At 38.3% G+C, this 24,702-nt stretch carries 21 protein-coding genes and 1 pseudogene; 5 read left to right on the forward strand and 17 right to left on the reverse strand.

Annotated features, from left to right (window positions below):
• The 13 genes and pseudogenes from CH364_RS12435 to CH364_RS12495 all read right to left on the reverse strand — a co-directional run bounded on the left by CH364_RS12435 (position 1) and on the right by CH364_RS12495 (position 11,995).
• Positions 1-1,068 carry a protein-glutamate methylesterase/protein-glutamine glutaminase gene (locus CH364_RS12435; RefSeq protein ID WP_100744578.1) on the reverse strand — a complete coding sequence of 356 codons (1,068 nt, stop codon included), beginning with the start codon at positions 1,066-1,068 and terminating at the stop codon, positions 1-3.
• On the reverse strand, positions 1,065-4,262 hold the full coding sequence (locus CH364_RS12440; RefSeq protein WP_100744577.1) for a chemotaxis protein CheW: 3,198 nt from the start codon (positions 4,260-4,262) through the stop codon (positions 1,065-1,067). The genes CH364_RS12435 and CH364_RS12440 overlap by 4 nt, the downstream gene beginning before the upstream one ends.
• Before the next feature lie 18 nt (positions 4,263-4,280).
• Positions 4,281-4,784: a chemotaxis protein CheW gene (locus tag CH364_RS12445; RefSeq protein WP_100744576.1), complete on the reverse strand. Its 504-nt coding sequence runs from the start codon at positions 4,782-4,784 to the stop codon at positions 4,281-4,283.
• 36 nt (positions 4,785-4,820) lie between these two features.
• Positions 4,821-5,405, reverse strand: coding sequence for a 5-formyltetrahydrofolate cyclo-ligase (locus CH364_RS12450; RefSeq protein ID WP_100744575.1), 585 nt, complete (start codon positions 5,403-5,405; stop codon positions 4,821-4,823).
• The gene (locus tag CH364_RS12455; RefSeq protein ID WP_100744574.1) at positions 5,402-5,719 is read right to left on the reverse strand and encodes a cell division protein ZapA; all 318 of its coding nucleotides are present in this window, start codon (positions 5,717-5,719) and stop codon (positions 5,402-5,404) included. Before CH364_RS12455 ends, CH364_RS12450 begins: the two co-directional genes overlap by 4 nt.
• Positions 5,720-5,724: 5 nt before the next feature.
• Positions 5,725-6,357: a hypothetical protein gene (locus CH364_RS12460; protein ID WP_100744573.1), complete on the reverse strand. Its 633-nt coding sequence runs from the start codon at positions 6,355-6,357 to the stop codon at positions 5,725-5,727.
• Positions 6,358-6,414: 57 nt separating this feature from the next.
• Complete coding sequence (gene rplT, locus CH364_RS12465; protein WP_002975326.1) at positions 6,415-6,768, reverse strand: 50S ribosomal protein L20; 354 nt, start codon at positions 6,766-6,768, stop codon at positions 6,415-6,417.
• Positions 6,769-6,771: 3 nt separating this feature from the next.
• Positions 6,772-6,972, reverse strand: a complete 201-nt coding sequence (rpmI, locus tag CH364_RS12470) for a 50S ribosomal protein L35 (RefSeq protein WP_002988170.1) — start codon at positions 6,970-6,972, stop codon at positions 6,772-6,774.
• Between the two features lie 8 nt (positions 6,973-6,980).
• Positions 6,981-7,544 carry a translation initiation factor IF-3 gene (gene infC / locus CH364_RS12475; protein WP_002975194.1) on the reverse strand — a complete coding sequence of 188 codons (564 nt, stop codon included), beginning with the start codon at positions 7,542-7,544 and terminating at the stop codon, positions 6,981-6,983.
• Between the two features lie 90 nt (positions 7,545-7,634).
• Positions 7,635-8,516 carry a hypothetical protein gene (locus tag CH364_RS12480; RefSeq protein ID WP_100744817.1) on the reverse strand — a complete coding sequence of 294 codons (882 nt, stop codon included), beginning with the start codon at positions 8,514-8,516 and terminating at the stop codon, positions 7,635-7,637.
• Positions 8,517-8,564: 48 nt separating this feature from the next.
• Positions 8,565-10,478 carry a threonine--tRNA ligase gene (gene thrS, locus CH364_RS12485; RefSeq protein WP_100744572.1) on the reverse strand — a complete coding sequence of 638 codons (1,914 nt, stop codon included), beginning with the start codon at positions 10,476-10,478 and terminating at the stop codon, positions 8,565-8,567.
• A gap of 49 nt (positions 10,479-10,527) precedes the next feature.
• On the reverse strand, positions 10,528-11,121 hold the full coding sequence (locus tag CH364_RS12490; RefSeq protein ID WP_100744571.1) for a TetR/AcrR family transcriptional regulator: 594 nt from the start codon (positions 11,119-11,121) through the stop codon (positions 10,528-10,530).
• Positions 11,106-11,995, reverse strand: a pseudogene (locus CH364_RS12495) (alpha/beta fold hydrolase). Before CH364_RS12495 ends, CH364_RS12490 begins: the two are co-directional and overlap by 16 nt.
• A gap of 154 nt (positions 11,996-12,149) precedes the next feature.
• On the opposite strand from CH364_RS12495, the gene CH364_RS12500 reads away from it, so the two are divergent.
• Genes CH364_RS12500 through CH364_RS12510 form a run of 3 tightly spaced genes read left to right on the forward strand, consistent with a single transcriptional unit; the run spans position 12,150 to position 18,553 of the window.
• Positions 12,150-13,499, forward strand: a complete 1,350-nt coding sequence (locus tag CH364_RS12500; RefSeq protein ID WP_100744570.1) for an adenylate/guanylate cyclase domain-containing protein — start codon at positions 12,150-12,152, stop codon at positions 13,497-13,499.
• A 48-nt stretch (positions 13,500-13,547) separates the two neighbouring features.
• Positions 13,548-15,251, forward strand: a complete 1,704-nt coding sequence (locus CH364_RS12505; RefSeq protein WP_100744569.1) for an ABC transporter ATP-binding protein/permease — start codon at positions 13,548-13,550, stop codon at positions 15,249-15,251.
• Positions 15,248-18,553 (forward strand): GH36-type glycosyl hydrolase domain-containing protein, encoded by a 3,306-nt coding sequence (locus tag CH364_RS12510; RefSeq protein WP_207762274.1) that lies wholly within the window; start codon positions 15,248-15,250, stop codon positions 18,551-18,553. The genes CH364_RS12505 and CH364_RS12510 overlap by 4 nt, the downstream gene beginning before the upstream one ends.
• 66 nt (positions 18,554-18,619) lie before the next feature.
• On the opposite strand, the gene CH364_RS12515 is transcribed toward CH364_RS12510, so the two are convergent.
• A complete protein-coding gene (locus CH364_RS12515; RefSeq protein ID WP_004786287.1) occupies positions 18,620-18,964 on the reverse strand; it encodes a P-II family nitrogen regulator in 345 nt (114 codons plus the stop codon).
• Positions 18,965-18,984: 20 nt separating this feature from the next.
• Positions 18,985-20,373, reverse strand: a complete 1,389-nt coding sequence (locus tag CH364_RS12520; protein ID WP_100744568.1) for an ammonium transporter — start codon at positions 20,371-20,373, stop codon at positions 18,985-18,987.
• 293 nt (positions 20,374-20,666) lie between these two features.
• Here CH364_RS12520 and CH364_RS12530 point away from each other — a divergent pair, with 293 nt between their 5' ends.
• Both CH364_RS12530 and CH364_RS12535 read left to right on the forward strand, forming a co-directional pair.
• Positions 20,667-22,157 carry a deoxyribodipyrimidine photolyase gene (locus CH364_RS12530; RefSeq protein ID WP_207762273.1) on the forward strand — a complete coding sequence of 497 codons (1,491 nt, stop codon included), beginning with the start codon at positions 20,667-20,669 and terminating at the stop codon, positions 22,155-22,157.
• Positions 22,154-22,438 carry an ATP-dependent Clp protease adaptor ClpS gene (locus CH364_RS12535; RefSeq protein ID WP_100744566.1) on the forward strand — a complete coding sequence of 95 codons (285 nt, stop codon included), beginning with the start codon at positions 22,154-22,156 and terminating at the stop codon, positions 22,436-22,438. Before CH364_RS12530 ends, CH364_RS12535 begins: the two co-directional genes overlap by 4 nt.
• A 4-nt stretch (positions 22,439-22,442) precedes the next feature.
• Here the strand turns inward: CH364_RS12535 and CH364_RS18940 are convergent, their stop codons facing one another.
• Together CH364_RS18940 and CH364_RS12545 are read right to left on the reverse strand one after the other, a co-directional pair.
• On the reverse strand, positions 22,443-22,583 hold the full coding sequence (locus CH364_RS18940) for a site-2 protease family protein (RefSeq protein ID WP_100744565.1): 141 nt from the start codon (positions 22,581-22,583) through the stop codon (positions 22,443-22,445).
• A 47-nt stretch (positions 22,584-22,630) separates the two neighbouring features.
• Positions 22,631-24,691, reverse strand: coding sequence for an adenylate/guanylate cyclase domain-containing protein (locus CH364_RS12545; protein WP_100744815.1), 2,061 nt, complete (start codon positions 24,689-24,691; stop codon positions 22,631-22,633).
• Between the last annotated feature and the right edge of the window lie 11 nt (positions 24,692-24,702).

The raw sequence follows: 24,702 nt of genomic DNA on the forward strand, positions 1-24,702 counted from the left end.
TTAATTCCCTCTCGACTTTAATAATTCAATCATCTTTGGTACTAAATCTTCAACGGGAAGGACAAAATCAATCCCTCCCAATTCTACAGCAACACGGTTCATTCCATATACAACCGATGTTGCTTCATTCTGCGCCAGAGTAATACCACCTTTGGCGTGAATGTTGGTGATGGACTGTGAACCATCTTTTCCCATACCTGTCATGATCATGGATAAAAGGTGATCCCCTCCGTATGCTTCCACCAAACTATCAAACAATACTTCAATGGAAGGTCTATGTCCATTGACCTGGCCTGAATGGTTCAGTTCAATGAAATGATCTTTCCCCTTTGTAACCACTGTCATCTGGTAATCACCAGGTGCAATGTAAGCAGTTCCGGATTGAACTAAATCACCCTGCTCTGCTTCTTTCACTTGTATTTTCGACAAGGAATTCAATCGATCCGCAAAGGCCTTCGTAAACCCTGCTGGCATATGTTGCACTACAAAGATTGGTTTTGCAAAATCCTCAGGAATCCCTGCAAAAACAGTCTGCAATGCTTTTGGTCCTCCAGTGGAGGTCCCAATTCCGATAGCGTCTACTTTGATCGGTTTTTGAAAACTTTTATTTAATTGGCGTTCAGTTCTCTCTGGTTTTAGGAGAACTTCAATGCTAGGCTGTTTTGAATCCGAAAACCCTTTGATTTTTGCGGACAAAACCGCAGCAATATCCTCAGGGGAAAACTGGTTTCCACTTGATGGTTTAGGAATAAAATCAACCGCTCCGAGTTCCAATGCTTTGAAAGTAGCATCAGCACCGTGTTGGGTTAAAACTGAAAGCATGATGACATGGCTTGGCAGTTTTAACTTTTTAATTTCTGCCAAAGCGGTAAGACCATCCATAATTGGCATCTCAATGTCCAAAACAATAAAATCAGGTTTTAATTTAACCGCCAAATCAATGCAGTCCATTCCTGTTTTCCCTGTGGCTATGACCTGCACTTCTTCCTTTTTAGTGAGAGCATCACTCAGGATATTTCTCACGAGGAGTGAGTCGTCAATAATGGCAACGGTTGGTTTTTTATTCATGATTTATGAATCAAATCTACCAGCTCATCAAAATCTGGTAGGAAAACCAAAACACCAATTAGATTGCTACCTTGGTGATTAAATTCCGTATGCATTGACAAAAACTTGGTTCTTTCTGGTTTTACAATGTCGATGACATCCATAAAACTTCCTGTAATCATTTCAGGAACAGAAGGTAAAATTTCTTTTTTTAACTTATTAGAAAGAGAGTTCATCACACTAGAACAAACGATATTAGAAATTTCTGATAATACAGAAACCATATCTTCTGAGAGTTTATGATGACTTCCTTCTGCATATTTTGCATCTTCTGATCCAAGTAGTTCTTTCGCAATTTCAGAACCATTTTCCTCAGAAAACATCATTAAAAGATTTCCGTTTAGATCCCCTGTCATACGAATTTTCATTCCAAAAAACTGATCCATGGAATATCGGAATTCTTTAGCCAATCCTTCTCTGTCAGTCAATTTGATTTCAGGGATAAATAGTTCTACTTCCTTACCAACTAACTGAGAAAGTACGACTCCAGCATTCATCATACCTGTATTCACAATGTTTTCCAGCTTTTTAATGTCTTTAGAAGACATGATTTCGTTGATTGCATCGGAATTAAGTGCGGCTACTTGGTTCAATCGTTCTTCTTTTTGTTCTACGAACCCTTTGATGATTTCAGCAGCTTGTTCACGCTCTGTTAATTTTACATTTTCGATTTTTGCGACATCAGCCAACCGATGGATTTCATCGGTTTTGTGATCAATCACAAGTGTTGCAGTTGCAGATTTTGATGATTCAGCAGAATCTCCATTCACTGCAGTTTCTGTAACTACCACTTCGGTTGTGATTTTTAAGTTGGTAGCCGGCTCTTCTGCAAACACTTCTTCTTTCGGAACAATCACGTGTTTTTCAATTTTATGTTTTTCTTTTTTTACTCTAGATTTGTCTTTTGCTCGTAATTCAATCAACTTCGCATTATAGCGGTTTGTTGGATGATTGGATTTAAACATAAACTCGGAATCAGACATTTCCAAAGAACGAATGGTAGAGGCACGTTTCATCATCTCACCTGCCACTAACTTGTCAGACCAATCCACTTTATCGGCAGCAATTTCCACAAGACCAGGGATGTCTAAAACGAGAATGATGGTTCCATCACCCATAATCGTTGCACCAGTTAGACCTTGAATGTCTTTAAAGTTTTTACCAAGAGATTTGATTACCGTTTCATGTTTTCCAATCAGGTCATCCACCATAAATCCAAGTTTTCTTGTTTTATAGTTTACGATGACCACCGGAACTTCCACCATCTCTTGTTTGTCGGCAAGCCCAAGGATTCGGTTCAAACGATAGATCGGTAAAACTTCTCCGCGTAAGTTGATGATCTCGTGTCCTTCCAAAGTAGTGATTTGATCTAAGTTGACCTTGATGGTTTCGGAAACTTCGGAAAGTGGGAATGCATACACTTCTTCTTCCATAATCACAAGAATCGAAGGAATGATGGCAAGAGCTTGTGGGAAAGATAGGGTAAAGGAAGAACCTTTTCCTTCTTCGGAATGAATGAGAATTTTGCCTTTAAACTCTTCGATGAGTTTATTGACCACGTTCATTCCCACACCACGCCCAGAAATATCGGAAATTTTATCTGCCGTTGAAAAACCAGGAGCAAAAATAAATTGGAAGATATCGGATTCTGATAAATTTTGTGCATCCGACTCATTGACAAGTCCGCGTTCGATGGCTTTTTTTAGAATTTTATCTTTGTTTAATCCCTTTCCATCATCTCGGATTTCGACAAGGATATTGGATCCACCTTGGTAGGCATTCAGTTCTACAGTTCCTTCTTCTGGTTTGCCGGCAGCTCGTCTTTCGGAAGGAGACTCGATCCCATGGTCAACAGAATTACGAATGAGATGAATGAGTGGTTCTCCAATCGCATCGATAACTTTTTTATCTAGTTCTGTGTTTTCACCACGAAGGACAAGATTTACCTGTTTTCCAGTTTCCAAAGAAAGGTCTCGAATGAGCCTTGTGAACCTGTTGAATACAGATCCAATCGGAACCATTCGGATATTCATAATTCCAGTTTGTAAATCTTTGGAAATTCGATTGATTTGATCGATTTTTCCTTTGAGTTCATTAAATAATGAATCTTCGCCGAACTGTGCTACCAAATCATCATAGATTTTTTGGAATCCAGAGTTGGTGATGACAAGTTCTCCCACGTTGTTCATGAGTTGGTCTAATTTGTCTGAAGATACTTTGATGGTTCTCATCACAACTTTGGAATCAGTCACCGCTTTTTCGAAGTTAGCAGAACCCTTGGTGGCATGTTTTTCTTCTGAATCTGTTTGTGTAATTGCAGAGTTTGTTGAATGAATATTGGAAGAGTCTGTCCTTTTTTCAAGTGCTTCCATTTCAGTTTCGGGAAGTTTAATTTCTTCCACAGTTAGTTTATCCACCATATCGATGTTACACTGAACATGTAACTCTTGTCTGTTTAATTTGGTGACTGTCACAAAGGAAAGCGCAAAACTTCCTTGTCCATTATCCAAAGCATCTTCTGAAGGATTACACTTAATGATCGCACCCGATTGTTTCACCGATTGCAAAATCAAAAGTAATCTTAGATTTTGCATTGGAGTTTCGTCTTTCAGTTTTAACTGAACAGAAAATGCTGTTTGGTCACTATCTTCTTTTAATGATTGGCGGATTTCGGAAATTTCTTCCTCATTTAAAACGATAGGAGACACTGATGTTTCTTTGGAATTTTTAGTTTCACCTGATTGAGTTGCACCAGTTCCAGACTGAGTTGGCGCTGCTTCATAGTCTTGGAGTTTTTTAATCATGTCCGTAAAAGGAGTTTCCACCTTCACGCCATTCGCAACCCCTTCAATGACTTGTTTGATGAGATCAAAACATTCAAATAATAAATTCACCAACTTAACGTTGATTTCTAAACTTCCTTCTCGAATTTTTTGGAGAAGGTTTTCCATAGTATGAGCTAAATCAGATAAATTGTATAACCCAACGAAGGCAGAAGAACTTTTTAAAGAGTGTGCCGCACGAAAGATATCATTGATGATTTCTGGGTTTTCATGGTCTTTTTCGAGTTTCACCAAATTGGAATTTAATTCCTCAATTTGATCCTCAGATTCTTCCAGGAAAACTTCTGTGTATTCGCCTAAAATTCCAGCCAATGTCGTATCCCTTTCTCTTTACTTTGCGGATGAAACAAAATCAACAATTTGTTCCAAATCCAAATTCAAAATCAAATGGTCTTCGTATCTAGATACTGACTCAACCATCTTACTATAGTTTAACGACAAGTCATCAGTTGTATAACTGATAAAATCTTTTTGGATTTTTACAACTTGTTTGACTTCATCAACAAGGACACCAATCCTTTTTTCATCTAACATGATAACGATGATTCGTGAGATTGGTAAAATTTCAGAATCTGCTCCATGAAATCTTTTTTTCAAATCCACAATGGGAATGATCTCTCCGCGGAGATTGATGACACCTAAAATGTAATCATCCACATTCGGAATCCGAGTGATTAAAACTGGTTTTAAAATTTCATGTACCAAGAGCAAACGAATCCCGAAGAATTCTTTATCAATGGTAAAAGTAAGGAACTGTTCCAAGTCTCCCAAATCGGACTCTTGTTCCATTTTGGTTTTTTCCGCCAGGGATGTGAGTAATGTTTCTTGGTCCATATGCTACCTGGAATCGTGTCAGAATCCTTCATGGATTCAATCTAAAAACGAATGAATCTGAGTTTCCGTAATCATTTTTCCTATTTTTAGATCGTGAGTTTCTGCAAGGAATGGGACGGGAAAAAGTTTAGAAAAACTAAGGCCTACCGTTTTCTTTTGGATGGTTTCTGAATTTAAAATGCGATCATAATACCCACCACCTCGTCCCAACCTATATCCTTTTTCATTGAATCCAAGGGCCGGCACAAGAATCAAATCCGCTTCTTCTACGGAGATCTCCTCATCCCCAACGGGTTCAAATATTCCCATTGGGTTTTTTTGAAAGGAATAGGGACGAAGGAACCGAAGTTTTTTGTCTGCTTCCATCCTAGGAAAGTACCATTTGGCAGAATGTCTGGCTTCGATAAATCCTGTTGGCCTTGGGAGAGGGCAAGATTCGATGATGGGAAGTACGTCCACTTCGTACAACAGGTCAGGGGAATAGGTGATGATTTTGGATTTGCCTAGCAAAAGCTGATACAATCTTTTTAAGATGGCCGCTTCATGGTCCTCCCGCTCTGGAAGGTTAGGAAGATTTTTTTTTAGAATGTTCCTAGCATCTTCTTTGGAAATTGGATTCAAAAATGATCCCCAATGATCCCCTCTTCCAATAGAGAAATGATCTTTTTTGTTCGTTCTTCTAGTTCAGGATTTTCTTTTGCCTTTGCGGAGACTTCTCTCATCTGAAATAGTTCATCCGCTATGTTAAGAGCACAAAGAACCGCTAATTTTGTTTTGGATGCTGCAGGCAAAGCCTTTGACAATTCGTTCAAACGGTTCTCAACATAATCAGCCACCTCAGTAATATATCCCGAGGAGGCTTCACCAACTATGGTATAAGTTTCACCAAAGATCTGTTTGGTTATTTTTTGTGACTTTGGGGCAGATTCTGCCATAAAAATTATTTAGGATCGTCTTCGATAATTAGGAAATCATCGTCGTCATCGGCATCAAATACACTGATTGCTTCGTCATCGTCGTCAATGATGATGTCATCATCTTCGTCGATTTCCACTGTAGGAACTTCTTCTTCTGATTCGACAACTAGTTCTTCTTTTTCAAAGGAAGCAGCTGCGGGAGATTTTTCCAAAACATCTTCTGTTTGGAATTCTGATTCGTCTTCATCAAGCAAAATGATTTCATCATCTTCGTCTGAAACTAAACTAGGAATTGCAGCTGCAGCTACTACTGGTTCTACTGGACTTGAGTCTGAACTTGGTTGCGATTTTGGAGCGGAACTTCCTGTTGTAGGAAGTCCATCCAAACGTCCAAGGAGTTGGTGGACTTTGGATTCCAAAAGTCCTTCCCTTTCGCGGAGTTGGTTTAACTCATCGTTTGCTTCTTGGAGTTGAGAACGAAGAGTTTTTAGTTCACGTTCCTTCTCTTCCATTGCGAGCTTCATTTGGTCGTTTTCCGCACGGAGGGTTTCGTTTTCCGTCTCTAGGCGTGCATTTTCCGTTCTCAGGTCTTGGATTAACTCCAAAGCCTTAACAACTTTACTTTCTAGCTCTTCAATGGTTTCGATTTTTAACATGATAACAATCCGATGGAATAGAATAGCTTAGCCATTCTATTCCAATCAAGCACTAATTTACTTAGCGACTTTGGTTTTTTCTACGATGGCATTGAATACTTCTTTGTGGTTGTATGCAAGGTCAGCCAAAGTTTTTCGATCTAAGTTGATTCCGTGTGTTTTGAGTGCATGGATGAATTTTGAATAAGACATTCCATTTTCTCTTACTGCGGCATTGATTCTCGTAATCCAAAGTTTACGAAATTCAGACTTCTTCTTTCTACGGTCACGGTATGCCCATTGACCTGCTTTCATTACAGCAGATTTTGCTGTTCTGAAAAGTTTAGAACGTCCGCCTCTAAAACCTTTTGCTTTAGCGAGAACTTTTTTTCTACGATTCTTATGGATGGTTCCGTTGACTGCGCGTGGCATCGTTTAACCTCCGTAAGGTAGAAGTTTTTCTACACGGTTATAATCGGTTTCGTGGATGAGGTGCATTCCACGGCTTTGGTGTTTCATCTTAGGAGATTTTTTCTCTAAGATATGTCTTCGGAACGCACAACCACGTTTGATTTTACCAGATTTGGTAAACTTGAAACGTTTGGCTGCTGCCCTATTTGTCTTCAGCTTATACATAGTTGTTTTTATCCTTTAGGTTTTTCACCAATTGGGTTCATCACGACCACTATCGTCTTTCCGTCGTGTACCGGCATTTTTTCGGGAGAGGCATGCTCTTTTAGGTCCTCGACAAACCGGTTAACAATATTCATTCCAATTTCAGAGTGAACCATCTCTCTGCCTCGGAATCGAAGAGTCACTTTTACCTTATCACCCTTTTGCAAGAATTCTAAAGCATGACGCTTCTTAATCTCGAAGTCATGGTTATCAATCCGCGGGCGGATTTTAATTTCTTTCACCGTGACAACGTGTTGTTTCTTTTTCGCTTCTTTCGTTTTTTTAAGAAGTTCGAATTTGTATTTTCCAAAATCGATCAACTTACAGACGTGAACATCTTGGTCTCCCGAGACTTCCACCAAATCAAGGTTAGCTTCCTTAGCTCGCTTAAGAGCTTCTTCCAGAGTAACGATGTCAGACCCTTCGTCAGAGACGAGTCGAATCGATGCTACATTGGTAATTTGTTCGTTAATTCTGATGTGGGCGAATTTATCTTGGTTTGGGTTCCCTCTAGGGTTGGGCCGTTTCTGCATTCAGTCTCCGAAATTTCTTTCAATTTCCAATTTCGGATGAAAATCCAGGCGAGCAAGTACATTTCTTTCCGAATTGCTTAAGGAAAAAGGTTAGAGTGAGCCGGAGGGACCTTCCCAGACGACAAGCTCTAAATATAAGGATTCAGATTCGAGGAACTCAGGCAAAATCGGAACCAAAGAGACCAAATCTCCATGGTTACCCATTCCCATACATGAGCCGCCATGGCAAAGACGACCAGTTTCTGTATAAATTGCGTATTGGATTAAATTATCAAAGGTTTTGACCGGATTTTTGGGGGACTGGGACTGGACGAGAGCTAAAAATTTAAGCCCTTCACTTTGTCTTCGTTCTAAACGAACTCGGAGGCGGTTTTCCTTGGTGAGGGGCTCTGTGGCAAAAAGGAGATCCCCTGCTCCTGGATTCCATTTTTGGAAACTATAAGATCCCACCACTCCCCCTTCCCGTTTCCATTCATATTTGGTTTCAGATTTTGGTTTTTGTTTGGAGAGGACTAAGGCATTTTTGGGATTTAGGTCTTCCCAACCGTAGGAAGTGATTCCAACAGTGGCACTGGCAATTTCTGTGATGGGAAAAGGAAAACGGCTCCAAAGCCCAGGGATGTCATAACTTTCCCAAGGTTGGACAATGTGTTCGCTCGTCTGGCAAGAAAGCAGGCGATTTTTAGAATCGTAAAAAGCCGCAACAACATAGAGCACCACAGGAGTATCACCGAGATTTTGTCCCCCAGTGATGACAATGTTCGGGCAATCCAATTTTAAATCTCGCCCAAGCCCATCTACAAATTGCATAGGGCTCACCTTCCAACCTACTGTGAGCCCATCCGCAAAAGGAAGAAGCTGCATAGGGATGGCATCAAACGCATCACGAGCATCATACGGTGGATGGATGGGAAGCTCCAAATCGTAGGTGACCGGGTCGATTTGTTTGGTGGTGATTATGTTTTGTGGCACTGGAGGGAGTGTAATTCCCCCCAAGTGTTAGTCAAGAAATTTCTTTATCTAAAGATTCCCTTTCAAAAGTGAAAGGAATCCATCCCGAGAAACTGTTTCTGTTTTCTCATCTCCCATCTTTCGGAACGAGATAGAACCAGATTCTTTTTCTTTATCACCTAAAATTAAAGTGTAACTACTTCGTTTTAGGATGGAATCCCTAATTTTACTTCCAATCTTTTCATTACGTAGGTCTATCTCGACTCGGAAACCTTGCATTACCAAATCTTGATATACTTCTTTTGCATAATCATTGTGAACTTCTGCCACAGTTAAGACACGAATTTGTGTCGGATTGAGCCATAGTGGAAATTTCCCTTCGAAGTGTTCGATTAAAATTCCAATGAACCTTTCGAGTGATCCGTAGATAGCTCTATGGATCATCACTGGTGCATGTTTTTTTCCATCTGAAGCAGTGAAGTCGAGTTCAAAACGACTCGGCATTGAGAAGTCAATTTGTACGGTTCCGCATTGCCATAATCTTCCAAGTGAATCTTTGATATTGAATTCAATTTTTGGACCGTAAAAAGCTCCGTCCCCTTCTTTGATTCCGTATTCGATTCCTTTTTTCTTCAATGCATCGTGTAATGCTTGTGTGGCGAGATTCCAATCTTCATCACTTCCCTGTGACTTTTCTGGCCTTGTCGCAATGAAAGTTTTGAATTCAGTAAATCCAAATTTTTTATATACATCAAAAGTAAAATCAATGATGTCCTCGACTTCGGATTCTACTTTTTCGAGTGGTGCATAGATATGAGCATCATCTTGTGTGAATGCACGCACACGAAAAAGTCCATGAAGAACTCCGGACATTTCATGTCTGTGAACATTTCCCAGTTCCATAAACCGAAGGGGTAGTTCTCTGTATGAATGCATATGGTATTTGTAAATCAAACAACATCCTGGACAGTTCATAGGTTTCACAGCAAATTCACTTTCATCGATGTCAGTGAAGTACATGTTCTCTTTAAAGTTATCCCAATGGCCTGACTTTTTCCAAAGAGAGGAATTTAAGATGGCTGGAGTTTTGATTTCCTGATACCCGCGCCTGAAACATTCCTCACGAATGTAGGAAGCAAGTGTGTTCCAAAGAACTGTTCCTTTGGGATGCCAAAAAGGAAACCCAGGGGCTTCATCTTGGAAACTAAAAAGATCCAATTCTTTCCCGAGTTTTCTATGGTCTCTTTTTTTGGCCTCTTCAATGAGGAAGATGTATTCATCTAACTGTTTTTTGGTGGGAAAAGACACACCATAAATACGAGTGAGTTGTTTGTTTTTGGAATCCCCTTTCCAATACGCACCAGAAATCGCAGTGAGTTTGAAGGCTTTGAGTTGGCCAGTCCTTGCAACATGGGGGCCGCGGCAAAGATCATACCACTCCCCTTGTCCGTATAACGAAACCGATGCGGAATCGAATCCTTGGATGAGCTCTACTTTATAAGGTTCGTTTTCTTTTTTAAACTTTTCAATAGCTTCTTCTTTGGAAAGTTCCCAACGTTTGACAACGAGATCTTCCTTAACTATCTTTGCCATTTCTGCTTCAATTTTTGGAAGGTCTTCAGGGGTTAAAATGATAGAACCAAAATCAATATCATAAAAGAAAAAACCAGGTCCATTTTCAATGACAGGTCCGACAGTCAGTCGAGCCTCTGGCCAAAGCCTTTGGACAGCCATCCCGAGTAAGTGGGCAGAAGAATGGTGGAAAACTTCTTTTCCTTCTGTATCATCAAAGGTGAGAAACTTTACCGTGGTGTTCGTCGTAGGGATATAAGAAAGGTCAACGGTGCGACCATCGGACAAAACAACGGCAAGAGCTTTCTCTTTCAAGAAAGGCAGTTGGGCTTGGATGAAATCAGAAAAGGATTTACCAGATTCGAGTTCCTTGGAACTTCCATCAGGTAGAGTGATTGTAATTGCTGCCATAATTCTATACCCAGGTTTTCGGAGACACATAATCCCGAAAAGTAAAGTTTTACCAGAGTCTGCCAGATTCGAATGATTCTGTTATTTTCTTAAAACTTTCTTCCACAGATTCCTTTCGGCCAAACCCACCTGCCTCTTCTAATACAATAAAACCATGTAAGAGAGAACGTAAAATCCGTATCTTATGGACCGCCGTTTCGTCCAAACTTTGGAATTGAAAGACTTCCATACAAATTACCAAAATCCGATCACCCAATGGCTTTAGTTCAGGATCAGACTCAGTGGATTCAATGGTCAAGGGATATACATAAGGATGAGTCTTCGCAAAACTTCTGTAAGTATTTAAAAAATCAATGATTCTTTCGGAACCCTGGTCAGAATTTTTTAGTTTCAAATTAAGCCGATCACCTAAGATCTGCAAGGATCTTCTTTTCATTTCCCTTCTTACGTCTTCCAAATCCTGAATGTGGTTGTAAAGAGAAGGTGTCCGAATTCCTAAATTTTCCGCAAGACCTGCCAGACGAAATTCCGAAAGGCCTTGGTCCATAACCAAATCCCAAGCCGCATCCAAAACAAATTCTCTGGTGATTTGTGTTTGGCCTTTTTTTGGACGGCCTGGTTTGTGTTTTAGTTTTTTTGCCATAAAAGTTGTACGTCGGATGAAAACCGAATAGGATCTTCCACAAAAGGATAGTGACCTGCATCCTTATATATTTTTACGGATCCATCCAAGGTATTTTTTATCCATTCCGCTTCCTCTTCTGGGGAATCAAAATCGGGATCTTTGGAGCCCATCACTACAATGACATTTCCTGATACAAGTGGCAATGCAGCTTCGCATTCTTTTTTAGAAGCGAACAACATGGATCTAACAACTGCCATACGACCTTCTTCCTTTAGATTTTTTTTTAATTTTTCTGATCTTTCTTTTAAGTCTTTGGGAGGATGGAAAGGAAACAAAGATTCATAAAATGAAACCCAGGCAGCTGGTCCCCAAGGACCACGAAAGGCAAGTTGGATGAGTGCCTTCATTCCAAAAGACATTGGTTCTTTATCGCGAACAAATGGTCCAGACAGGACCAAACCCAAAACTCTTTTTTTTCTTTTGAACGAATGTACACAGCCGAAGCTGCGGTCATTGAATTAGCGATGATGTATACATTTTCCAAATCCTTCTCTCGAATGAATTCTAAAATATCTTCAGCAGTTTCCTTAGGCCCGTAAGAAGAAAAATTGATATCCGATTCTCCAAACCCACGCAAATCAAAACTATAAACAGAATTGTTTTTGGAAAGTATTGTGGCTAGTCCCTCATAACTTTCCTTTCTGTCTCCAATCCCTGGGAGGAAAATCAAATTTCGTTTGCCGTTTCCAAGTTGGGAATAAGCCACTCGACCTTCTTTTGTTTGAAAAAAAGAAGTTTTAAAGGATGTTGCCTTCGTAAGATCCTCTCCCCAAATAAAGTATGGAAACAAAAGTAGGAAAATCATAAAAAAATTGTGGTAGATTGTTTTCATGAAAACTAATGATATTAGTTTATTTAACTAATGCAATTAGTTTTTATGAAAGTTTTACTAAAAATGTTACTTTTTTCTCTAAACCCTGAATTTTCCGACTTGCCCTTCCCCTCTAACCGCAGATCATTCAATCACCCGAAAAAATTGGTGATCCATGTCCATTGTTACCTTCGAAGATAAAGAAAATTTTCCACTAGAGACGAACAAACCGGGGGCAACCATTCTGGAAACGGCCCTAAAACATGAATACCCGCTCTACCATCTTTGTGGGGGAAATGCTAAATGTACAACATGTAGGGTTTTTATTACCGATGGTCTTTCCTACCTAAGTTCACGAAATGAAAGGGAACAGACACTTGCTGAAAGAAAGGGTTGGCCATCTGAGATCCGACTCGCCTGCCAAACAGAAGTGTATGGAGATGTAACACTACGCCGAATCATAAAAGACAATAAAGATCTAAAAACAGTTACTAGTGAATCCAAATCTTCCAAAACCGGCGAAGAATGTTATGCAGTGATTCTATTTCTTGATATCAAAGGTTTTACCGCTTTTACCGAGTCAAGTTTGCCATATGATGTTGTTTTTGTATTGAATCGTTTCTTTCAAGAAATGAGTGAACCTATTATTAACAACGGTGGAGAAATTGATAAATTCATTGGGGATGGCATTTTGGCATTCTTCCAGTTGAAAAATAAAGACGAGGTCATCAAAAACGAAGATAGTTTACAAAAAGCTAAAAAGGAAACCATTCATTCGGCAATCCGTGCTTGCCTTCGTATGTTTGATCAACTTAAAAAGTTTAATTTTGAAATGAAAGATAGATTTAACTTTAGTTTTGACATTCGAATTGGACTCCATGCGGGAAATGTAATTTACGGAGATATTGGACATTCTGAATACAAAAGCCAAACTGTGCTTGGCGATACTGTGAATGTAGCGAGTCGTCTCGAGGCCTTGAATAAAAAAACAAATACTAACTTTTTAGTTTCTGATGAAATTTATAACTTAATCGGATCTTCGCTTTCAGTGAATAAAAAAGTAATCACTAGGCTTCGCGGAAAATCAGATAAAATGACTGCCTATTCCGTTCTTGGATTTAAAACTTCGGATTCTATCCTTAGGATTCAAAAATCCTTCGATCATGTTTTAGAGAACAACCCACGTTGGGCATTAGATTACATTGAAAAATTAAAAACTTTTGCGGAAGATAACTTACTTCAAAAAACCGATGAAGTAGAAAATTTAATTCCTCCAGATGAATTATTAGTTACCATAGAATCCATTATTGAAAAATTAGGAAATCCTAAGTCTTTAAAAAAAGAAATCTCTAAACTAACTTCATTCTATGAATTGGTTGGTATTTCTAAAAAAGAATTTCCTAAACTAGTCCCCATTCTTATCTCTTCGATCAGAGAAAATCTTCCTTCAGAATGGAATACCGACTTAGAATCGATCTGGAATCAAGTTACAATGGACCTCACGATAGAAACAATCGAATCTTAAAATCTTCCTTGCATTAGATTTACACTCTGACTTGATTAGATTAAAAAAATGCATCCAGATAAAAGAAAAAAACCATCCGAAAGTTGGATTCGCTTAACAAATACTATACGACAATTAATTCAATCAAAACAAGGCCCTGCGGCCATCCGTTATGGAATTACCTTGATTATACTCGTGATTTCATTCAACGTTTTTAACGTCATTAATAGTTACGTGGGACGTGATTTTATTTCCTCTATCGAACAAAAAAACTCATCAGCATTTTACACAAATGCAATCCTCTATGCAATTGTATTTATTATTTCTTCTGCTATAGGTTCTATCAATCGATATGCGGAAGAAAGATTAGGAATCCTATGGCGAGAACAACTCACCTGGAAGTTTACCGAAAACTATTTAACTGAAAGAACTTTTCAACAAATCATCGGCAATCCAGGAATTGAAAATCCTGACCAAAGAATTACGGATGACGTAAAAGCTTTTACCACAACTACAATTTCCTTCACCTTACTCTTTATTGGTGGTATTTTCTCTGCGATTTCATTTTCCGGAGTTCTTTGGAGTATTAATCCTATTTTGTTTTTGATTGCAGTTGCTTATGCTCTTTCTGGAACTGTATCAACTATCTTTCTTGGAAAATCTCTGATTCGTCTTAACTATGACCAGTTGGATATGGAAGCAAGTTACAGAGCAGATCTTTTGCATATCCGCCAACATGCTGAGTCCATAGCAGTTACCCATAGAGAAGCAAGAATGTCAGTAAGGTTAAAGTCTAGACTCCGGAAGTTAGTGAATAATTTCCGCAAACTCATCTCTATAAACTTACGACTAAGCTTTTTTACAAATAATTATAATTATTTTATTCAAATAATCCCTATGCTAGTCATTGCACCGAGTTATATGAGAGGGGAAATAGAATTTGGAGTGATTACACAAGCGGCACTTGCCTTTACAACGTTACTCAATGCATTTTCACTCATTGTCACACAATTCCAATCCATTTCTGCATTTTCTGCAGTTGTCAAACGATTGCATTCGCTGGAAGTAGCGATGTTACATTCGGAGTCGGAAGCAAAACAAAAAAGAGAATCCAATTATAGTTCCGATGAAATTAGTTTTGAGAACTTTACTTTATACTCCAATGATAGATCTAAACTTTTATTGGATCACCTAAATGTAAAAATCAAATGTAAGGAACGTTGGCTGATTACTTCCCCAGATGAAATCGTAAAACTCAGTTTATTTAGGTCCATTGCAGCGATTAGTAACCACTCCGAAGGGAAAATTAAAAAACCAAGTTGGGAAGATATTCTTTTTCTCCCTGAACAACCTTATTTACCGCCAGGAAGACTCCGCAATGTGATTGTACCTGCTTATAAAAACCTGGAAGTATCCGATTCAGAAATCCTTACAGAAATTAAAAAAATGGGCCTCGAAACTTTAGTGCGTCGATTTGGTGGACTGAGGACATTAAAAGAATGGAACGAAGAACTATCGTTAGCCGAAAAATATAAAATTGCTGTGATTCGTGTTCTCTTTGTTCAACCAAAGTTTTTGATTTTGGATCGACCAGGATCCAGTCTTGGTAAATTTGAAATTTCAAAAATTTTAAAACTCTTTCACAAACTAGGAGTCTCCACAGTTGTGATTGCAAAAGATGAGGAAACCGTTTTGGAATATGACCACCACCTAAATATTTCTCATTTTGGGAAATGGACTTTAAGTTCAAGCCACGGAAAAAGCAACGAATGAACCAAACGATTCAGAACCAATCGAATCTTCAATTCCAATTCTTATCCAATGGCAATGTCCATTCCATTCGTTTTGAAAATTTGTTAGTCAATCTCTATCTTGGAAACGAGATGGAACCTTGTACCAGTAATCTCTATCTAAGAATTCATTCCAAATCAAAATTGATATTAGCTCCTTTGTTTGGACCAAAATCAAACTCTCATTTTCAAATTTTAGGTTCTACTTATCATTGCAAAGGGAGTTGTTTTGGTCTAGATTATACTTTATATTTGGAACTTCATCCAAACCTTCCTTCCTGGAGATACAAAGTACAAATAATAAACCAAACCAAAGAAACTTTGGAATATGATTTGGTCTATGTGCAGGATATAGGAATTTGCGATTATGGTGCAGCCAGATTAAATGAATTTTTTGTCTGCCATTACATCCATCATGAACCAATTCTTTCAAACGAATATGGGTATGGAATTTTATCCAGACAAAACGAATCTGTATCAGGAAAACATCCTGCATCATTTTTGTTTAGTACCAATTCGATTGTATCATTTGCTACCGATGGTCTGGATTTATATCCAAATGGAATATACAACACACTTTCCACAAAACGAAGACAGGGTGAACACTCAATCCTCGGTTTAAACAGAAAGAAAACCACCCTCAATTCTGGTGAATCAGAAGAAACATGTTTTTATGGGTATCTATTTAGCGATCTAAAAACTTTAAAATCAATTCCTGAGTCAAAAGGACTCATCCAAAATATTTCCGCAGGATGGGAGAAAACTCCAAATTTTGGGAACACCTTTTCCAAAGCAAATCCTAGTCTTTTTACTACCGCAATACATAGGGAAGGTGAAACCATCAGAGAAACAGATTTAAAAACTTTTTTCCCAAACGAATGGCGAGAAGTGGAGTATTCCCCATCTGGGGTAATTCTTTCCTTTTTTACTGATACATCCACCCACGTGGTCTTAAAAGAAAAAGAGACCCTTTGCCTTCGTCCTCATGGACAAATTCTAAGAACAGGGATTAAAAATGTTCCTGACGAATCATCACTGACTGCGACCTGTTATTTTAGAGGAATATTTTTATCTCAACTAACAGAAGGTCATACAAGTATTAATCAATACTTATCACGTAACCATAGTTATCTAAGCTTATTTCAGTCATATGGATTTCGTATTTTTATGGAAGAGGATTCTGGTTTTGCATTATTAGAGTCACCTTCTTTTATGCGTATGGATCCAAACTTAGTCGAGTGGATTTACCTATGGGAAAAAGAAGTTTTACGAATCCAAGTGGATTCGACCAACAACAACCAAATTTCCATTTTATTAACAACAAACAATCTACAGGCGAAGCGATTTCTTTTCTCTTTTCATATCGCGCTAGACGGTGATAACGGAGCATTGGATCTTCCACCGGTTGTCACAAAAAACAAAACAGAAATCAAAATCCTACCAAACCAGAAATCCCCCCTATTCCATAGACTGGAAGGCAAGGGATTCCAATTGAATGGAGAAAACTTTGATCAATGGAAGATTTCGGATGATCGAATTTTATTTCAGGATGGAAACTCCAGAGGCCTGTCCTATCTTACTGCAATCGTCCAAGTTGAATCGAGTTTACAATTCTCTATCCAAGGAAATTTAGTTTCTGCACCTACACTAACAGAGATAAATGAAAAACATACACCTGTTTTATCATACAATAAAAGTTTACCAAAAATAAAAACTCAAAACTTAGAATCAAAATCCTTCGACCAAATCAAAGAAATACTTCCTTGGTTCGAACAAAACGCACGCATTCACTATCTTAATCCGAGAGGACTCGAACAATATTCAGGAGGAGGATGGGGGACAAGAGATGTTTGCCAAGGAGCTTTCGAATATTTGCTCGCTATGGGGGAAATTCAATCTTGCCGAACTCTGCTTCTCACTGTATTTGAGGAACAAAATGAAGATGGTGACTGGCCTCAATGGTTTATGCTCTTTCCCAGAGACAAATCGATACGAGCAAATGATTCCCATGGTGATATTCTTTATTGGCCGATCCTTGCACTCGCTACTTATCTAGAACGAACCAATGACCTTCCCTTTCTCGAAGAAAAAACGAAAGGAATTCATAACCAAGAACCATTTACGATCATAGAAGCATTAAAAAAAACAATTTCACTTATGAACAAACGTTTGGTGACAGAAACAAAACTTCCAATATACGGAAATGGCGATTGGAATGATTCCTTACAACCGGTAAAAGAAGAATTTAGGAACCATGCTGTCAGCACCTGGACTGCTGAATTACAATCTCTAACCTACAAAGCCTTAATCAAAATTTTCCATCTAACTGAGGATAAAGAAAATGAATCCCTCTTTCAAAGAGATCTAAAAATCATCGATCAAAATATTAAAGAATTATGTATGAAGGATAATATCCTTACGGGGTTACGTTATTTTGATGATTTGAATTCACAAAAGTTTTACTTACACCCAAATGATACAAAAACAGGAATTCGATACAGTATCCTTCCGATGATTTATGGAATTTTATCTGAGACCTTAGCCCCAAAAGAAGCGCAAAACCACCTAACAATAATAAAAAACGAACTCACTGGTCTAGATGGAGTGCGTTTATTCGATACACCAATTTCTTATTCGGATGGGAACAGCATAGAATTCAAACGCGCAGAGACTGCCAGTTACTTCGGAAGAGAAATTGGACTCATGTACACTCATGCTCATTTACGTTATTGTGAAGCACTCGCATATATGGGAAAATCCGAAGACTTTTTTTACAACCTGAACTTGGTAAACCCCATCGGTATCCAAACGAAGGTGAGTTCCTCTATGCCAAGACAGTCTAATTGTTATTATTCAAGTTCCGATGGCCAATTTTTAGATCGATACGAAGCAAAGGAAAACTATAAAGAATTATTAATTGGAAACATTCCACTAGAAGGTGGCTGGAGGGTGTATTCCAGTGGGCCTGGAATTTATATCAAACTTGTTTACGAATGTTTGTTTGGAATTCGTTTCTTTATTGATCACCTGGAACTAGATCCAGTCCTTCCAAAAGGATTAGATGGTTTGGAATGGGAAATCCAGATACACGAAAAAAAACTTAAAATCATATATCATGTAGAATCAGAAAATGCATGTATCGAATCCATTCACCTCAATGGTGAACTCATGGAATACAAAAGAATAGAAAACCGATACCGAAAAGGTGGAGTTAAAATCAGCTTATCTGAAATAAAAGATTTTTTACAAGATGATTTAAACCAATTAACAGTGATCTTGCGATAAACATAAAAAACGTGTAGGGAATTTTCCCCACACGTTTTCCGATTTTTCCTTTGCAAAAAGGAAGATTTAAATGGCGCTTTTTCCTTTTTCGCCAGTTCTGATTCGAATGACTTCTTCGAGAGGAGAGATAAAAATCTTTCCATCACCGATTTTTCCGTCGCCACTTTTTGCTGCTTTCAAAATCGCATCAACAGTTGGTTTTACGAATTCATCATTTACGGCAATTTCCAATCGAACTTTTCTTAGTAGGTTTACAGTGTATTCGTGACCACGGAATACTTCTGTTTTTCCTTTTTGTTGTCCGTAGCCTTGAACGTCTGATACTGTTAGACGATAGATTTCGTTTTTAGTTAATTCTGCTTTAACTTCTTCCAACTTATGTGGTTGGATGATTGCAATGATCATTTTCATAATGTTATACTCCTATTCCCTTAACCACGAGCTCGGATATTGAAATCAGGGTAAGCTTCTGCTCCATGTTCCCCAAGATCCAAACCACTGAGTTCTTCTTCTTCACCCACTCGGATTCCACCTGCAAGTTTCAACACATACCATAATATAAAAGATACTACAAATGTGAAACCGCCGATTGCAAGAATTCCGTAAAGTTGTGTTAAGATTGAAGGAACTTCTACTCCTGCAGGTGCACCTTCGTATCCAAAGATTGCCACAGCTAATGTTCCCCAAATACCACAAACTAAGTGAACTGAAGTTGCACCTACCGGGTCATCGATTTTGATTTTATCAAAGAATAGAACAGATAATACAACAAGAGCTCCGGACACTGCACCAATGATTGCAGCAGATGTAGGGCTTACAATCGCACAAGGAGCAGTAATACCTACGAGACCTGCCAAAGTTCCATTTAAAATCATACCAAGATCAGGTTTCTTCAAAATGATCCAAGCGGTTACAGTTGATGCAAGTGCACCAAGAGCAGCAGAAATGTTAGTGGTTACAATCACATGTGCCATTACACTTCCATCACCTACACCCATCGTAGAACCTGGGTTAAATCCAAACCAACCAAGCCAAAGGATAAGAGTTCCAAGTGCTGCAGAAGTCATGTTGTGACCAAGAATTGGTTTAATTCTACCATCAGGTAAGAACTTTCCTTTTCTTGCCCCTAGAACGATTGCACCAGCAAGAGCTGCCCAACCACCTACGGAGTGTACTACAGTAGATCCTGCAAAGTCATGAAAACCAAGACCTGCCAGCCATCCGCCACCCCAAACCCAGTGACCTGTGAATGGATACATTACTGCGACAAGAATAAAAGAGAAGATAAGGAAAGAATGAAATTTAATCCGTTCTGCGACTGCTCCAGAAACAATGGTTGCTGCTGTTGCCGCAAAAACCAATTGAAAGAAAAACTTTGCAAGAAGTGGGACACCTGTCCAGTTCATTGATGAATAAACACCTTGGTAAGCATCACCGATTGCAGGAGAGTTATCAGCTCCACCTAAGAAGAAAAGACCTTCGGTTGCCATAAAGGGAGATCCGTCACCAAACATCAAACCCCAACCAATTGCCCAATAAGAGAATGTTGCAGCTGCAAAAACGATAAAGTTTTTCGCAAGAATGTTCACGGTGTTCTTTGACTGTGCAAAACCCGATTCAACGAGTGCAAAACCGGCATTCATAAAGAATACCAACATACCAGCGACTAACACCCACAAGGTGTCTAAACCAACTGTTAAGGTTTGGATTGCTTTTGCTGTTTCCTCTGCTGGGTTCGCGACGGTTGCAGCTTCATCTGCAAAAAGGAACATCGGAACAACCAGGAGCAGGAAGGCGATTGATTTGAAATACTGTTTCATATTGCCATGTTTCCTTTCCATGTTATTTGCTTACTTACAGTGCAAGATTGGTACCCAAATTGAATTCTACGAGCCGAGGGAAGGAAAAAAAACGAATAGTGCCTAAAAACCCCCCATTTTGTCTAAATTCGCAAGTCAATCTCCTTCAACCCTCTTGGGATGGTCTTCCAAATATAAAACAATATGATTAATATAGGAACACATCGCACTATATTTGCGCATATATTGGTATATGGTTCTCACTGCATTCACAAAAAAAGAAACTGAATTACCTTTTTCCCCCTCTAATAAAGGTGACTGAGGAACGAATCCGTCTCTGCAATGCCAACCCCATCCAAACTGATCAAAAATACATTCTCTATTGGATGCAAGCCTATCGACGTTTTGATTCGAATCATGCATTTGCTTATGCCGTAAATCTCGCAAAAAAACATAACAAGGAACTGATTGTCTATGAAGGATTGCGTTCAGACTACCCTTGGAGTTCTGAAAGAATCCACAAATTCATAATCGAAGGTATGTATGACAACCAAACAAGAGCAGACGAACTAGGAATCAACTATTGGCCTTTTATAGAATCCAAAACAAACCCTGCATTTGGCATTTTAAAAAATCTATCCAAAGAAGCGGTTGCCATTGTTACTGATGACTTCCCTTGTTTTATCATTCCAGAACAAATTAAAAAATTATCTGAAAAAATAGACTGTCCTCTAATTGCCGTAGACAGTAATTCTCTCATACCACTTTCTCGATTTGAAAAAGAGGCAAGTGCCGCAAGAATTCTACGAATTTGGATTCATAAAGAATTTTTAAAAGCTATGCCTGAAAAAACGAAACAAAAATGGCTGAAAGTAGATTTAGGGGGGCTTCATAAAAATTCAAAACCGCCGAAAGGGTTTGGATTACCGGAAAATTTGGATTCCTTTTTAAAAACTATTGATTATAAAGAAAAAGTTCTTCCCGCTAAAGATGTGAAAGGTGGTCGAAATGAAGCACTCAAAATTTTAAAATCTTTTGTTTCAAAGAAATTACAGGAATATGAAACAGGTCGCTCCAATCCTAATCCACCGGAATTGACTGCGACAAGTGGTCTTTCTCCTTATCTACATTTTGGGTTTATCGGAATCGAAGAAATCTTTCAATTAGTTTTAGAAGTTTCCTCAAAAGGAAAATGGAATCCCGAAAGAATCAGCCATAATAAACCAGGAGACCGTGAACATTTTTATTCTGAATCTACCTCCGCCAATCACTTCTTAGATGAACTTATTACTTGGCGAGATATAGGATATTTATTTTTTTGGAAAACCAAACCAAGTAACATCAATTTAGCAAATCTACCCGATTGGGTAAAAACTAATTTTAATAAACATAAATCTGATCAAAGAGAGTATCTTTATACCTTAGAACAGTTTGAATCTGCACATACTCATGATGAACTTTGGAACGCAGCACAAACAGAACTTTTGAAAACAGGACGGATACATAATTATATGCGAATGTTATGGGGTAAAAAAGTAATCGAATGGACAAAAACCTACGAAGAAGCATTCCAAATTTTAGAACATTTGAATAACAAATATGCTTATGATGGAAGAAATCCCAATTCTTATACAGGGATTTTATGGTGTTTTGGTTTATTTGATAGACCTTGGTTTCCTGAAAGGAATGTATTCGGGAATGTCCGGTTTATGTCCTCCGATTCAACAAAAAAGAAGTTTAAAATGAAATCCTATTTGGAGTATATTGGTGAACTGAGCGGAACCTCCGACTCTTTGTTTCCATGACGAACCCAAACGATCCTAGCACATTTGAAGAAACAAAAACCAATTTTGAATCTATCTACTTTTACTTTGTCATTCTATTTAATGACTCCATACATGAGTTTTCCTATGTTGAAGATTGTTTGATGAAACTTTGTTTCAAAACAAAAAAAGAAGCCAAACAAATAGCTATGGAAGCACATACAAACGGCAAAGCAGTTTGTTTCCAAGGAAGTATTGAAGAATGCGAAACCGTTGCAGAAAATATGACAAACGCAAACTTAACAGCAATCCTTGGTGTATGAATCTTTAAAAAAAAGTTTCAACAAAATTTTTGCCATTCCCTATGGCAATCCGATCCACCTTAAGGTGAGTTAGTTTCGCAAATAGGAGATGGCCAAATTCATGTAAATATACTGAAATATAAAAAAGATATTTGAGTCTCTTCATATTTCTTTTAATTTAATGTAAACAAATCATAGACTATCCCCATCAAATCAAACACCTGGTCTTGGTTTTACCTTTGTCACAAAATACACTTTAACCGGTTCTGCTTTTCCTTTTAAGGTAAGCTCTTTGATATCTTCATATTCGATATACTCACTCCCACCCGCAGCAAGATAAGCTGCTTCCGATACAGCTACTTTTCCTGGGATTCCATGACTTTCCAATCTTGCCGCAGTATTGACTGCATCACCAATCACAGTATAATCCATACGTTTGACTGAACCTATGTTACCCACAATGGCCTCTCCATAATTGACACCAATTCGCAAACGAAAGGTTCCAGGAGGAAGTCCTAAATCTTGATTAATTTCTTCCATACGTTTTTGCATGTCTACAGCACAAGCAATCGCATGGTATGCATCTAATTCGGTTTGTTTAGGTGCACCCCAAAAAGCCATAATCGCATCACCAATAAATTTATCTAAAGTTGCTGAATAATGAAATATCAAATCAGACAAGGACTCAAAAATTGTATTTAAATTTTGTAAAACAACACCTGGAGGATTTTTCTCAGCAAAAGTTGTAAATCCGACAATGTCAGAAAATAAAGTGGCTATATGTTTCTCTTCTCCACCTAACTTTATATTATCGGAAACAATGGTTTCCATAACGGCAGGTGAAAAATATCGAGAGAGTCTTTCTTTTTCTTCTCTTTGTTTTTCCACAAGTCTTCGGGAATCTATCATATTTTTAACAATCGAAAGTGCAACTGATACAGAAAAGGCAGCAAATGCATAATCTTTTAAAAAGGTATGACTAGGATACCATTCCCATTGCATCTCAACAAAGATATCATTGAGGATAAGCGAGATAAAAGCTAAAAAACCAAGTGATACAGTTCCCATAGATGGAACTTTTCTACCAAGAAAAATAATATAAAACAAGGTTCCGCCAAGTAAAATCGTCACAAATGTCCAATAAAAGAAAAACTTAGAAAGAAAAAATAGGTTAGGTGAAAGAATTACCACTACCATCGACAATACTCCCGCAATGTCAATGTATCGATTAGTGACGGCAATCCAACCGTATCGAACATGTGCAAAACGAACTATGAAGTTAAAAAGTAGATGTACAAGTCCTATCCAAGCAAAATATTCTATTTTTTTGATCCAAAATCCATCGCCAATAATTGAATAAATGATTTGGCTTTGAAACAAAGTGTTTAATGCCATAAAAATTGAACCTAATGCAAAGTAAATGGTCGCATCGTCTTCGTTTCTAAACAAAAATTGCCAATATAAATAAAAGCTACCAAGTAATAATGTGAGTACGATGACAAAAATCTTTTTGAAATCGTTCCAATATTCAGCTCGTTCAGCATACTTGACAGATGACAAATAAAACTTATCATGTGACAAACCAGGACTTAATGGGTATTTTGCATACACTCGAACTGCAAGCACATTGGGTTCATCAGTTTTTAGTTGTTCTATGGGAATTTGGTAAAATCTAATTTTATCACTATAAAGTGATTTGTCTTCTAACGTCGTATCAACGTCTGTATCCAGATGAAGGCCTGTACCACCAATAAACTTTCCATTCCAATACACGGCATCTGCTTGGCTGATCTGACCCAATCGGATTGTTAAATTTCTGGATTTAAATTTCGAACGTATATCTTCTTCTGAAATCTGAATTTCTGTTCGGTACCACGCATATCCTCGGTAGGTGTTTTGAAACTGATCGAAGTCAGGGAAATACAATTCCCCATCCCCATCTCTCACCTTGTCCCAAGCCGTTTGGATTTGAAACCCTGAAATCCATCCATTTCGCACCGATTCATCCAATTGAGGCTTTGCATGTGCAAAACGCAAAGCTTTGGTTTGTCCGTTTTCTTCATCTAAATATAAATCATCTTCATTTTCTTCTGTCACAAGAGGAGAATCTCCCGGTTTAAAACTCCATTTATGAACTGTTTGGCCAAAAGAGGTCTCAGACCTAAGGTCCAAAATTTGATTGGTGAGCAGAACCTGGGCAGAAAGGTTTGAGAGAAATCCCGTAAAACTTAGGATGCTGAGAAATAAACAAAAGAGTCTTTTCGAAAAAACCATGTCGGAAATCA

It is taken from the genome of Leptospira harrisiae (genome assembly GCF_002811945.1).
Lineage (GTDB): Bacteria > Spirochaetota > Leptospiria > Leptospirales > Leptospiraceae > Leptospira_A > Leptospira_A harrisiae.

Bases quoted from the DNA above. Each gene is read 5' to 3' on its own strand.
- CH364_RS12510 (WP_207762274.1), top strand. From the start codon at position 15,248: ATGAACCAAACGATTCAGAACCAATCGAATCTTCAATTCCAATTCTTA.
- CH364_RS12520 (WP_100744568.1), bottom strand. From the start codon at position 20,373: ATGAAACAGTATTTCAAATCAATCGCCTTCCTGCTCCTGGTTGTTCCG.
- rplT (WP_002975326.1), bottom strand. From the start codon at position 6,768: ATGCCACGCGCAGTCAACGGAACCATCCATAAGAATCGTAGAAAAAAA.
- rpmI (WP_002988170.1), bottom strand. From the start codon at position 6,972: ATGTATAAGCTGAAGACAAATAGGGCAGCAGCCAAACGTTTCAAGTTT.
- CH364_RS12435 (WP_100744578.1), bottom strand. From the start codon at position 1,068: ATGAATAAAAAACCAACCGTTGCCATTATTGACGACTCACTCCTCGTG.
- CH364_RS12505 (WP_100744569.1), top strand. From the start codon at position 13,548: ATGCATCCAGATAAAAGAAAAAAACCATCCGAAAGTTGGATTCGCTTA.
- CH364_RS12545 (WP_100744815.1), bottom strand. From the start codon at position 24,691: ATGGTTTTTTCGAAAAGACTCTTTTGTTTATTTCTCAGCATCCTAAGT.
- CH364_RS12445 (WP_100744576.1), bottom strand. From the start codon at position 4,784: ATGGACCAAGAAACATTACTCACATCCCTGGCGGAAAAAACCAAAATG.
- infC (WP_002975194.1), bottom strand. From the start codon at position 7,544: ATGCAGAAACGGCCCAACCCTAGAGGGAACCCAAACCAAGATAAATTC.
- CH364_RS12460 (WP_100744573.1), bottom strand. From the start codon at position 6,357: ATGTTAAAAATCGAAACCATTGAAGAGCTAGAAAGTAAAGTTGTTAAG.
- CH364_RS12455 (WP_100744574.1), bottom strand. From the start codon at position 5,719: ATGGCAGAATCTGCCCCAAAGTCACAAAAAATAACCAAACAGATCTTT.
- thrS (WP_100744572.1), bottom strand. From the start codon at position 10,478: ATGGCAGCAATTACAATCACTCTACCTGATGGAAGTTCCAAGGAACTC.
- CH364_RS12500 (WP_100744570.1), top strand. From the start codon at position 12,150: ATGTCCATTGTTACCTTCGAAGATAAAGAAAATTTTCCACTAGAGACG.
- CH364_RS18940 (WP_100744565.1), bottom strand. From the start codon at position 22,583: ATGAAGAGACTCAAATATCTTTTTTATATTTCAGTATATTTACATGAA.
- CH364_RS12515 (WP_004786287.1), bottom strand. From the start codon at position 18,964: ATGAAAATGATCATTGCAATCATCCAACCACATAAGTTGGAAGAAGTT.
- CH364_RS12490 (WP_100744571.1), bottom strand. From the start codon at position 11,121: ATGGCAAAAAAACTAAAACACAAACCAGGCCGTCCAAAAAAAGGCCAA.
- CH364_RS12535 (WP_100744566.1), top strand. From the start codon at position 22,154: ATGACGAACCCAAACGATCCTAGCACATTTGAAGAAACAAAAACCAAT.